This is a genomic window from Serratia sp. S4, from assembly GCF_000347995.1.
GTDB lineage: Bacteria > Pseudomonadota > Gammaproteobacteria > Enterobacterales > Enterobacteriaceae > Serratia > Serratia quinivorans.
Map to the genome: position 1 here is coordinate 3,315,109 of NZ_KB661120.1, position 12,876 is coordinate 3,327,984.

General features: G+C 52.1%; 8 protein-coding genes. 5 read left to right on the plus strand and 3 right to left on the minus strand.

Annotated elements, in window-relative coordinates; genetic code table 11:
* Entirely contained in the window at window positions 1-1,227 is a 1,227-nt protein-coding gene (locus SERS4_RS0116230) for an MFS transporter (protein WP_037410424.1), read from the minus strand.
* 532 nt (window positions 1,228-1,759) lie between these two features.
* Between SERS4_RS0116230 and SERS4_RS0116235 the strand changes: the two genes are divergently transcribed.
* Window positions 1,760-2,977: a Xaa-Pro peptidase family protein gene (locus SERS4_RS0116235; protein WP_017893278.1), complete on the plus strand. Its 1,218-nt coding sequence runs from the start codon at window positions 1,760-1,762 to the stop codon at window positions 2,975-2,977.
* Window positions 2,978-3,204: 227 nt separating this feature from the next.
* The gene (locus tag SERS4_RS27040) at window positions 3,205-3,567 is read left to right on the plus strand and encodes a hypothetical protein (protein ID WP_071593028.1); all 363 of its coding nucleotides are present in this window, start codon (window positions 3,205-3,207) and stop codon (window positions 3,565-3,567) included.
* Between the two features lie 511 nt (window positions 3,568-4,078).
* On the opposite strand, the gene norR is transcribed toward SERS4_RS27040, so the two are convergent.
* Window positions 4,079-5,602 (minus strand): nitric oxide reductase transcriptional regulator NorR, encoded by a 1,524-nt coding sequence (gene norR / locus SERS4_RS0116240; RefSeq protein ID WP_017893279.1) that lies wholly within the window; start codon window positions 5,600-5,602, stop codon window positions 4,079-4,081.
* A 163-nt stretch (window positions 5,603-5,765) separates the two neighbouring features.
* Here norR and norV point away from each other — a divergent pair, with 163 nt between their 5' ends.
* From norV to SERS4_RS0116255, 3 genes are all read left to right on the plus strand, one after another.
* The gene (norV, locus tag SERS4_RS0116245; protein ID WP_017893280.1) at window positions 5,766-7,223 is read left to right on the plus strand and encodes an anaerobic nitric oxide reductase flavorubredoxin; all 1,458 of its coding nucleotides are present in this window, start codon (window positions 5,766-5,768) and stop codon (window positions 7,221-7,223) included.
* Window positions 7,220-8,359 carry an NADH:flavorubredoxin reductase NorW gene (gene norW, locus SERS4_RS0116250; protein WP_017893281.1) on the plus strand — a complete coding sequence of 380 codons (1,140 nt, stop codon included), beginning with the start codon at window positions 7,220-7,222 and terminating at the stop codon, window positions 8,357-8,359. Before norV ends, norW begins: the two co-directional genes overlap by 4 nt.
* A gap of 445 nt (window positions 8,360-8,804) precedes the next feature.
* Window positions 8,805-11,831, plus strand: a complete 3,027-nt coding sequence (locus SERS4_RS0116255; RefSeq protein WP_017893282.1) for an autotransporter outer membrane beta-barrel domain-containing protein — start codon at window positions 8,805-8,807, stop codon at window positions 11,829-11,831.
* An 84-nt stretch (window positions 11,832-11,915) separates the two neighbouring features.
* Here SERS4_RS0116255 and SERS4_RS0116260 read toward each other — a convergent pair whose 3' ends face one another.
* Window positions 11,916-12,749, minus strand: a complete 834-nt coding sequence (locus SERS4_RS0116260) for an IclR family transcriptional regulator C-terminal domain-containing protein (RefSeq protein ID WP_017893283.1) — start codon at window positions 12,747-12,749, stop codon at window positions 11,916-11,918.
* Window positions 12,750-12,876 lie beyond the last annotated feature (127 nt).

The following is a 12,876-nucleotide window of genomic DNA, read 5'->3' on the forward strand; positions in this document are numbered from 1 at the left end:
TTAAATGGGGCTTGGCATTGATTTCTTACTGAGTAGTGATTGGCTGAACAGACTGGCTAATAAGGCGAGCATGCCGGCGGCCAGAGCGATCCAGGCGACCTGGGCAGCCCCTGTTTGATCTGAAAGTTGCCCGCCCACCGAGACACCGAAGGAAAAACCCAGCCACCCGGCGCTTGAAAGCCAGGAAAAGCCTTCGGATAAACAGCCTTTCGGGGTTAATGACTCCAGCAGGTTACTGCAGGTGATTAATAGCGGCGCCACCGATAAACCGGCGATAAACGCAGACACACCCATAACCAACGGGGAACTGGTGAAAACCAGGGGAACGGTGCCTGCGAAAAGCGTGGCGGATGTGAGCAACAGCAGCCGTGGCTGCGGGATAGACCAGTTCATCGCACCATAGCAGAGCCCTCCTACCAGGCTGCCCCCGGCGCAAATAGACAACAGCACTCCGGCGAGAGTGGGATTGCCCACCTCTTTGGCAAAGGCGATCATCATGACATCGATCGAGCCAAGGAATATGCCCACCGCCGCATAAGAAACCATCAGGCTACGCACCCATATCATGCTAATAGCCCTGCGGTTTTTTTCGTCAACCTTCTGCACAATAACCGGCTCTGAACGCCGATGCAGCACCAACGCCATCGACCCACTGAAGGTGAATGCGGCACATAAAGCCAACCCCGCAGCGGGGTGCAATACCGTGGCTAACACAATGGCAACCAATGGCCCCAACAAGAAAATAATCTCGTCGAGTACGGTTTCTAAAGCATAGGCGGTTCGCAGAGCCTCATCGGTGACCATCGCCGCCCAACGGGTACGAATAAAGCCATCAACCGGTACTGATGAACAACCAATACCAATAGCCGCGGCCATAATTAGCCATAAATGGGCATCAAGAAACACCAGGGCAATCAGCAGAGTTATGGCGATAACGTGACAGCAACTGGTGACAATAAGCACTTTTCGCTGGCTGAATCGGTCAGCAAAGCCCCCCAGTATCGGGCTGGCCAAAGCCTGGGTAATCATTAAGGTTCCGGCGACGGTACCTGCTATCCACAGTGAATTGGTCGTGGCAGAAAGCAGCATAATGCAGCTAATAGATCGCATCGCCACGGGAAAGCGCAGCAATAAACCAAACAACGAAAGCGCGGCATGTCCGGGGCCGGACAGTAATCGGGTATAGGAGCCAAAACTGAATTTAGACTCAACGGCATTTGTTTCCATAAGGACTCTCGTTAAAATATCGCTTATACCCAGGCAATTAAATATATTCGTCAGAATACATCCACCCACCTATTAGATTAAGTGCGCACAATAGAGATAATAATTTAATTATTTACACACAATAATCCGAGGAAGTGAAAGCACGCCCAAAGATTAAGTTTCGCCATGCTAAATATGCTCTCCAAAGTTTATAAATTTATTTAATACGATGGGCATTAAGAATTAGCAACGCTAATGGATATTAGCAAGAGCGTTTTTGCATCACATTGATGCGTTATTGCATTATCTAGATAATATAACCAGTTAGCGATAAAATAATGACCGAATATAATTTTTATTTCGCTAAACTCACCATTTTCAGCAAAATTGGTTGGCACTCTGGCGCATCAGAATGCCAGGCAAGAAACTGTGCCGTAATCGACAACTTTCTTATCTAATAAAGCCAAGTTTTGTTGCTGTGGTTTACTTATGATGAAGGTTTAGTGCGCAGGAGCATCGGCCCTGACATTTGACACTACGCGAGGAGAGAAGCATGGCTACAGGCATTGGCGGTTGCACGGCGCAACAGGCCCTGGAACAGTTGCAACCGTTGACGGACAATCCGCCTGAAATCGCCGGCGATGAGTATCGGCAACGCATTCAGCATGCGCAGCGCCTGATGCGCGAAAACGGTATCGACGCTTGCTATGTCAACGCCGGCAGTAATCTGCGCTATTTTACCGGTACTCAATGGTCGGCGAGTGAACGCATGGTCGGTGCGGTGATCCCGGCCGAAGGCGAAATCACCTATATTGCCCCCTGGTTTGAAATTGGCACCTTCAAAGACGCACAGGTGATAGAAGCAGAAATTTTTAGCTGGCATGAGGAAGAAGATCCCTACCGGTTGTTCTTCACCGTACTGGCCTCTCGCGGGCTAACGGGCGCACGCCAGGTGGCAATTTGCGAAACGGCTTCGGTCACCCTGTTCCTCGGCCTGCAACAATATGCCGGCGATATCAGGCTGATCAGTGCCCAGCCGATCACCGGCCATTGCCGCAGCCGTAAATCGGCGACGGAAATCGCGCTGATGCAAACCGCCAATAATATTACTCTGCGGGTGCAGCAGGCTGCGGCCAGCATATTGCGCTCTGGCATCACCGCCAGCGAACTGATCGACTTCGTCGATAAAGCCCACCGTAAAATGGGCACCAGCGGCTCGTACTTCTGTATTGCACTGTTCGGATCCGATAGCGCGTTCCCACATGGCGTGAAGCAACCCAACCCGCTGCAAAACAACGATATCGTGCTGCTCGATACCGGCTGCCGCTATAAAGGTTACCTGTCCGATATCACCCGTACCTATGTGTACGGCGAAGCCAACGAGCGACAGCGTTTCGCCTGGCAGGCGGAGCATGAGGCGCAGGCCGCCGCTTTTGCCGTTATCGCGCCCGGTGTGCCCTGCCATAAAGTGGATGACGCGGCACGCGATGTGCTGGTTTCTTATGGATTTGGGCCGGACTATCAGCTGCCGGGCCTGCCGCATCGCACCGGGCACGGTATCGGGCTGGATATTCATGAAGCCCCGTATCTGATCCGCAAACAGCAGCAACCGCTCGATGTCGGCATGTGCGCCAGTATCGAACCCATGCTGTGCCTGCCGGGTGAGTTTGGCATCCGCCTTGAAGATCATTTTTACGTCACCCACGAAGGCGCACGCTGGTTTACCCCGCCGGCAAAATCCATTGATAACCCATTTGATTTAGCGGGCTGATAATCCCCCGGGCGGCGATGCCGCTCGGGTTTAAATATAAATATTAATATCGACCATGTTTAATAAAACCATTTAATTATAAAACTTAGTGAAACCACTAATTAATTAAATTTTCGCGCCGCCTGAGTGAAATAACTCTTGATATAAAAATAGTTGTGAGCTAAAAATTAACCGTCCCTTTCAAAAGTGAATATGAAAATAAATTACACCTTCAAATGGAGTTGATAATGAAAACAATTGATATAGCTTTGCTAGACTCTATCGCCGGTGGCCGTGGTAATAACGGTGGCGACCGTGTAGATAATGGCGGCAGAAACAGAGGTAGAACCAGCAACACCAGTGGAAAAGCTGATAATGGTGGTTATTATAAGAAACAGAGTCAGGAGACAACAAATTGTAGTGCTGGCATTATCGGCGGCATGATTGCAGGAGCTGCTGGCGGACCGCTTGGTCTCGGCTTAGGACTTATTGGTGGATCACTTGCTGGTGGGTGCTTCACCAACAAAGGTTCTAATGGTGATAATAATAGCAATGCCGGAAATAAAAGTTCTAATTGTAATGGTTCAATTGGTAGCTCATGCCGTATCTAAACTAGAAACCATAGGCGGTAGTTTATTACTACCGCCTTATACATCAGAGTCGCGTTATATATGATAAAGACAATTAGATCGTTACTTGTATTGTTAGCTATAGTTTCCAGCAGCCCTTTCCTTAGCGGTGTTGGTGTGCTTAACCCTGGTTCAGGCTTTGCCGCGCCGGCAGGCATGTCTCAATTAGTCATTATCATTGCCACTTTCTCTTTTTTCATTTCTTTATTTTTTAAAGTATTCGATTTTTTTACAAAGTCTTCAGCATGAAGATAACATACTGGACAATATCAGTTTTAATTGGGATGGTTTTATCCTCTGTTTTATTAGCTGGTGCAGGCATCGGCGTTGATTATCTTTACTCTGCGCCAGAAAAAATCTCAAAACTCATCGTTGCCGTGTTCTTTTCACTTTCCATTATTATTTCCATATATAAAGTCATCTGTGTGGTTTTCAAAAAACATTGATAAAATCGCCCAACATATGAGAAATAGGTATCATAAAAAAAGCGTATTTATTTAATATTCAATCGCTTGGCCAGCCGGTGCAAGTTACCGCTGTCCAACTCCAGCTTACGTGCCGTGGCGGCCCAGTTCATCTCGCATTCCACCAGGGTTTTCTCAATCACGCTGCGCTGGAAATGCTGCGTCAGAGTGGCAAGACTCACCCCAATAGCACTCTCCGGCAGGGCGTCATCTATGATCCTGGCCGGCAAGGCTCCAGCCTTGATAGTGAAATGCGCCGGTAACAGTTGTAGCTCGCTGCTGCTTTGCTCGGCGCGGGCTAAAATCGCCGCCCGATAGATCGAATGTTCCAGTTCGCGAATATTCCCCGGCCATGAATACTGCTCGAGCGCGGATAACGCCTGTACCGAGAGCGTTAACTGCATCAAGCCCAGTTTGATGCGACAGCGTTCGCAAAAGTACCCCGCCAGCAGGGCAATATCGCTGACCCGTTCACGCAATGGCGGCACGGCAAGTGGGAACACGCTCAGCCGATGGTATAAATCCAGGCGGAATGCCCCATCCACCGCAGCCTGTTTCAGGTCACGATTGGTGGCCGCCAAAATGCGCACGTTAACGCGCTTGACCCGGTCATCCCCCACCCGCTGGAGGTCACCGTATTGGATCACCCTTAGCAACTTGGCCTGTAACGATAACGACAGCTCGCCAATCTCATCGAGGAACAGAGTGCCATTATCCGCCATTTCAAATTTTCCGGCGCGATGTTGAATGGCACCGGTAAATGCGCCTTTGACATGGCCGAACAGCTCACTTTCCGCCACGCTTTCCGGCAGCGCGGCGCAGTTTAGATAGACCAGCGGATTGGCCGCCCGCGCCGATCCCTGATGGATCGCCCGCACTACCAGCTCTTTCCCGACACCGGTCTCTCCGGTGATCAATACGTTGAGCTCGGAACCGGCAACGATGCTGATTTCTTGCTTGAGCTGCTGCATCACCGGCGAAAGCCCGATGATTTCATCATTTTCTCTCGGGGAGCTTCCCCCTGGAGAGGCCAGCGGAGACAGCGCCTGTCGCTCCAGCGCTTCGACCAATAACGCATTGTTTAGCGCCCCCCCCGCCAGCGCACTGATTAACCGCAGTTCCTCATCGCTAAAGCGATCGAATTGCATCGGATCCAAACTGTCGAAAGTCAGCGCACCGATTAAATCCTGCTCGGCAAACAGCGGCAACCCAATGCAGGCATGAACCTTCAGTTGGTCATGACCTGGGATCAACCCATCGTAAGGATCCGGTAATTCGCTGTCCGCAGGGAAACGTACCACGCCACCGGCGCGGGCAATCGCCTCCAGGCGTGGATGAGCATCCAGCGCGAAGCGCCGCCCCAGCACGTCCTGGGCCAACCCGTCGATAGCCAATGGGCGGAACTGTTGTCCTTCAAAACGTAATAAGGCGGAAGCGTCGCAACGCAGCAGGCTACGCAAGCTATTGATCAAACGTTGAAAGCGGTCGCGTTGCGTCAGGCCGCTTTGCAGTTCAATAGCGATGCTGGCGAGGGATTGTATGGAGAGGGTCATGATTGTCATTCCGACACTTACTAGTCATAAAGACAATGCTACGCCGATGTCAAAATGACATCAAATAATTATTAGTATTTATAAAACAATAAGATAATAACTGGCACGCCCATTGCTCATTACAAGTATCGAAATTGAGTCGCTGACAACAAAGGTAAAGAGCATGGCAATTCAGGTAAAAAACAATATCCAATGGGTAGGACAACGTGACTGGGAAGTCCGTGACTTTCATGGGACAGAGTACAAAACCCTAAAGGGCAGCAGCTATAACAGCTATCTGATCCGTGAAGAGAAAACGGTGCTGATCGATACGGTAGACCATAAATTTAGCCGTGAGTTTGTACAAAATCTGTCGGCGGAAATTGATCTTAAAACCCTGGATTACATCATCATCAATCACGCCGAAGAAGATCACGCCGGGGCGTTGACCGAACTGATGGCGCAGATCCCGGGGACGCCTATCTACTGCACCGAGAATGGTATTGATTCGATCAACGGCCACCATCATCACCCGGAGTGGAATTTCCACGTAGTACACACCGGCGACAGCCTGGATATCGGCAACGGCAAACAGCTGATCTTCGTTGAAACGCCGATGCTGCACTGGCCGGACAGCATGATGACCTATATGACCGGCGATGCGGTGCTGTTCAGCAATGACGCCTTTGGCCAGCACTACTGCGATGAGCATTTGTTTAATGATGAAGTCGATCAGAATGAATTGTTTGAACAATGTCAGCGTTACTACGCCAATATCCTGACGCCGTTCAGCCGACTGGTGACGCCAAAAATCAACGAGATCCTCGATTTCAACCTGCCGGTAGACATGATAGCCACCTCACACGGCGTGGTATGGCGTGATAACCCAACCCAAATCGTACAGCGCTATTTAGAGTGGGCGGCTGATTATCAGGAAGATCGTATCACTATTTTTTACGACACCATGTCCAACAACACCCGCATGATGGCGGATGCGATGGCACAAGGCATCAATGAAGTCGACCCGCGTGTGGCAGTGAAGATTTTTAACGTGGCGCGTCATGACAAGAACGAGATCCTGACTAACGTATTCCGTTCCAAAGGGGTGTTAGTGGGCTCGTCGACCATGAATAACGTGATGATGCCGAAAGTCGCCGGGCTGTTGGAGGAGATAACCGGGCTGCGTTTTCGCAATAAGAAAGCTTCGGCCTTCGGCAGCTACGGCTGGAATGGCGGTGCGGTAGACCGCATTCAAACCCGATTGATGGATTGCGGCTTTGAAACCACGCTGGCGCTGAAGGCCAAATGGCGCCCTGACGGCGATATGCTGGCCGTCTGTCGTCAACATGGCCGGGATATCGCTCGCCAATGGGCATTGTCTCCTTCGACGTTGACTGTCTCAGCCCCTGCGGTCACTGCCGTTCAGCCGGCGTCTGAACCCGAAGTGTCCTGTGCCGATGCCGATCTTGGCCCGCGCATGCAATGCAGCGTCTGTCTGTGGATCTACGATCCGGCGTTGGGCGAACCTATGCAAGATGTGGCGCCCGGAACCTGCTGGCAAGACGTGCCGGATGATTTCCTGTGCCCGGAATGTGCCATGGGTAAAGAGGTGTTCGACCCACTCTCTTCGGAGGCAAAATGAACCCCGGCATCCTGATCGTCGGCTCCGGCTTTGCCGCCCGACAGTTGGTCAAGAATCTGCGCAGGCAAGATGGCGAAGTCCCTATTCGGCTGATAGCCGCCGACAGTTGCGATGAATATAACAAACCGGAACTGAGCCATGTATTCAGCCTAAACCAAACCGCTGACGCCCTGACCCGGCAAAGCTTCGGTGACTTCGCCGAACAGTTCCAACTGACGGTACACCCCCATACGCGTATTACGGCTATAGATACGCAGCAAAAAATGGTGCGCAGTGGCGAGCAAGTCTGGCATTACGACAAACTGGTTTTGGCGATCGGCGCTGCTGCCATCGTGCCGCCGGTGCCGGGCCATGAGTTAATGCTGACGCTCAACAGCCAACAGGAATTTCGCGACAGCCAATTGACCCTGCTTCAGGCGCAGAAGGTGTTGATTTTGGGCGGGGGGCTGATCGGCTGTGAACTGGCGATGGACATGTGCCGGGCCGGTAAACAGGTCACCCTGGTGGACAGATCCGGCAGCCTGCTGTCGGGGTTAATGCCGGTTGAAGCGAGCTGCCGCCTGCAACATGCTCTGCAACAGATGGGGGTAGAATTGCTGCTCAACCAGCAACTGGGCGCACTGACACAACATGATGAGGGGATACAAGCCACGCTGAGCAACGGTCGCCCATTGTGGGTTGATGCAGCGATAGCGTCGGTCGGCTTGCGGCCAAACGTCGGGCTGGCGCGTCAGGCCGGTTTGCAGGTTAATCGTGGCATCCAGGTGAATAACCGTTTACAGACCTCGCAAGTGGATGTTTACGCTCTTGGTGATTGCGCGGAGATCGAGGGGCAACTGTTGCCATTCCTCCAGCCGATTCAGTTCAGCGCCATGACCCTGGCAAAAAACCTGCTGGGCGCGGCTGAAGGGGTGAAGCTGCCCGCCATGCTGGTCAAGGTGAAAACCCCCAGCTTGCCGCTGCAGCTGGCAGGGGAAACCCATCGGCAGGATTTGAGCTGGACAATTGTCGCTGAGCCGCAGGGAATGATCGCTAAAGGCTTTGATCAGCACCAGCAGTTACGCGCGTTTATCGTTAGTGAAGATCATATGAAACTGGCCTTCGGTTTAGTGAAAGAATTAAATGCCCTGACCTAATGAGAATGTCCTGGTGACACAACGCTGAGGGTGGCATTTTGTCCGCTATCAACGTTTAGCGGCTCCTTACGCCAACAGGGGGTAATCTGTTGGCGTCCCCCTTTAGTAAAATAGGCTCTATACCACCAGAAAAGAGCATCAAGAATAACCCGTGTCCAAGTTATAATATTATTAATATCGATTTAATTAACGACAGCCATTTATTATTATCACTCACAGAATAAAATATTGTCGACATAGTTCGAAAAGCAACAAGATAACTCTTGATACAGGACGCCAATTGGGTTAATAATTACACGCCATTAAACCTAAATCTCAAAACTCGCCCTCACGGCAAAGTAATTAATTTATATAAAAATATAATTTAATCTTTCGAGTTATAATTTTTATATATAAGTCAATTCGCATGGAATTAAAAATAATCAGACCATTCAAGGATAGTAACATGGCCTCTTTTACCTCTTCATTTTTCTCCCGCGGCTGTTTGTTAGCCCTGGCGACCACCGGTGGATTTTCCGCCGTCGTCAATGCAGCCTCACCCTGGCGCGTCGTTGATGGTTCAACACTGGACGTTACCCACGGCTATACCGGCACAACGGCCGGTGATTACCCTCTGTTTAGCTCCGGTGACGGCAGCCTGTTGCAAACGTCACTGACCGGGCTGAGTTTTAGTACGACCGGTAATTCGCTTTATGCGGCGAATATCCGCGCCGGGGGCAGTGCCCGCCTGGACGGAACCTTGTTAACGACAAACGGCCTACAAGCACATGCCGTCAATGTTGATGGCGGGAATTTAGTGATGAACAGCGGCAATATTACCGTCGACGGCAGTTACAGCGCCGGCGTTTTTGGCCGCAACGGGGCCAGGCTATCACTGAATAATTTGAAAATTTCAGCCAACGGCCCTCGCAGTGGCGGCGTCACCCTAACGGACGGCACATTAACAATGAGCCATTCAACTATTGTTGCCACCGATGCAAACCGTAAAGGTATTTCCCTAACGGGTTCAAATGCCGAATTCGCCCATGCCACGTTAGAAAACGTTAATATTTTTTTAAGCGGAACCGGAGTCCAGGCGGCGTTGGAAGTGAGTAATGGAAGGATCGAAGGGAATGGCGTTAATATTTCAACCAACGGAGAAAATCGGGGTGTAGAAATCTATAACAGCAACGGGGGGCGGGGTAGCGTTTTATTGAATAACAGTAATATCAATACCCAACAAGGGGATGGGATCTACATATTGAACGGCCAAGTCATGCTTGATAACACCACCATCAACACGCAGGGAGGGCTTGCCCTCAATCTCAATGTTGCGGCCCAGGCCTCAATTCGGGGCGGCAGCTTTACCACACACAGAAACTATAGGGATGCGCTATGGATAGCGACGCCAGAATCCTCAGCTGACGTCGTCGGCGCGACCTTCACTACCCACGGCGTTGGCTCGCACGCCTTCAGTGCGCATTTGGGCCCAGCCACATTGGCAGACACCAGCTTAAACACCTCCGGCACCGGCGGCTACGGGTTGTACAGCGAATCCAGGGTACAAGGCAATAATCTGCACATCACCACACTCGGGAGGCGTAGCATCGGTGTCTTTGCAGCCCGTGGCGGCATCATTAACCTTGATAACGCACGCATTGAAACTGCCGACAGCGACAGCTCCGGATTATTGGCCTATCCCGGTTCGGTCATTAATGGCAATGCGCTGTCGGTCACCACGGCGGGACAAGACAGCCACGCACTGTGGGCGCTAACCGGCACGTTGAATATCAGCAACAGTACGCTGACCACACAAGGTGATGCCGCCGGACTCTACATCAGCAATACTTCCAGCGGCGGCGTCAGTAACGTTGTATTGGATAACGTCACATTGTCCAGCGGCCTGGGCCCGGCGATAAAAACCAACGGCGCAGCGCTAAAACTGACGATAAAAAACGGTTCGCAGCTCACCGCCGGCAATGGCATTTTACTGGAGAATCTGGCCGGTAGCGGCGTTGATCCAAATGACAGCCGGGTTGTGGATTTGATTGCCGACAATCGGGTGGTGCTCAACGGGGATATCCGTTCTGCCGTTGAAAACCCGGTTGATGTGGCGTTGAGTCAGGCCACATTGCTCAATGGCGCCGTCAACGGGGTCAACCGTCTGAGCCTGAGCGATTCCAGCCAGTGGACAGTGACCCATAACTCCACGCTGAGGGAGCTAAATAACGACGGCCAGGTCGTCTTTCGTCACGCTGACAGCAATTTCCAGACCTTATCGCTGGATTCACTGTCGGGGAACGGGGCCTTTGTCATGAATACGGATTTAGCGACATTAAACGGTGATTTAATTGCCGTCAGCGGGGAAGCTAACGGGGAACATCTGTTGATGATCAAAAACAGTGGCCGGGAACCCGACATTACGGACAGCGCTTTAACCCTGGTAACGACCGGTGGCGGCAAGAGTCACTTTGCGCTGAACAACGGTGCCGTGGACGCCGGGACCTATCAGTATGAATTGCAACAACGCGACAATGATTGGGTGCTGGCGCAAAAATATGATGCCGAAGAAAAACCGGTAGTGACGCCTGTCACCCACACCGCGCTGGGTTTGTTCAATGCCACACCGACCCTCTGGTATGGCGAATTGACCAGCCTTCGCACCCGTATGGGAGAGGTGCGGCAGGGAAAACAACGGGGTGGCGCCTGGGTTCGCACACTGGGGAGCCGCTATCGGGTTAATGATCGCGCAGGCCTTGGTTACCGCCAAACACAATCAGGCATTTCCGTGGGTGTCGACAACGCACGCGACACCAATAATGGCCAATGGCTGACAGGGTTATTCAGCGGCGTGAGTCGCAATGCGCTCGATTTCAGTCAGGGCAGCACTGGCACCATCAATAGCTTCTTTATTGGTGGCTACAATACCTGGCTACTGGAATCGGGCTGGTTTGTCGATGCGCTACTCAAAGCCAATAATTTTAGTAGCCATGCTGATGTCCGAATGACTGACGGGGAAAAAACCAGGGGCGGTTACAACACGCCTGGCTTTGGTCTGTCGCTGGAAGTCGGCCGCCAATTTGTGCTGGGTAGCGGTTGGTTTGTTGAACCCTCTTTGCAACTGGCTACGCTGTGGGTGAAGGGGCAATCCTATACGTTCGACAATGGCTTGCAGGCCACCAGCGGCGTCGCCAAATCCCAACAGGCAATCCTGAATGGTGTTTTAGGGCGAACGCTGCCTCTGGAGAATGGCATGACGCTGCAACCCTGGCTACGTATGGCCGCCATTCAGGAATTCGTAAACACCAACCCCGTCAGTATTAATGGGAACGGATTCAACAACGATTTGTCCGGTACCCGGGGTGAATACGGCATGGGGCTTTCCCTGCAGTTTACCCCTGATGTCCAGATGTATACCGATGCAAGCTACAGTAAAGGGGACAAAATTGAATCCCCCTGGAGCGCCAACCTCGGTGTCCGTTGGTCCTGGTAAAAACGCAGGCCGCACCAGCCGGTTGAGCCTGCTTTTGGTCCCCCTTACCGCCTGACCATTCAGCGGTGCTCATCCAACCGCAAGCTACAGCAGCAGCGCCAGCTCCATTGCCGTGCGCTGCAGCTGTGGCAGCACCCGCTCACGTAACTCCGCCGCCGAAATCTGCGAAGCGTTGACGCCCACGTTCATCGCCGCGACTACGCCGCCCTTGCGGGAATGCATCGGCACCGCGATAGAACGCAGACCAATTTCCAACTGTTGATCGTTGATGGCATAGCCTTGCCGACGCACTTTAGCCAACTGTTCACGCAGTTGCTCGGCGCTGGTCACGGTGAATTCGGTCAGCGGTTCGAAACTGACCCGCGACAGATAATCGTCCAACTGTTCTTCATCCAGCGAACTGAGCAAGACCAGTCCCATCGAAGTCGCATAGGCCGGCAGGCGGCTGCCGCGCCCCAAATCGATTGTCATAATACGCTTCACCGAAGCGCGGGCGATATACAGGATATTGTCACCGTCCAGCGTCGCCACCGAGCAGGATTCATTCAGCAGCTTACTGAGGTAGTCCAGCGAGTTCTGCGCCGCTTTCGCCAGTTCGGAAGAAGAAAGATAGGCGTGCCCGATGGTCAGCACCCGCGGCAGCAGCCGGTAATGGCGGCCGTCAGGGCAATGCACAAATCCCAACGCACGCAGGGTGTACAGGCAACGCCGCACCGCCGCACGTGGGATACCGGTAATTTGGCTGATTTCAGAAACCGACATTTGTGAATACTGCGGCTGGAAGGCCTGCAGCACCTCCAGTCCCCTGGCCAACGACGCCATAAAATTGGGGTCACCCTTATATTGATCGTTGCTTAACTCCCCGATCTCCTGCAACCGACGCAGTTCTCCAGCACCAGACTCCGACGCATCACTCATCCTGACCTCCGACTCAATATAGTTATCCGTATCACAGAATTGATCACCAAAGGACTAATGTTTCGATAATCGCACAATACGCTGATATTCGCACTTGTCGCTGTTTTTTTCATCCCTTAAGGTAAAT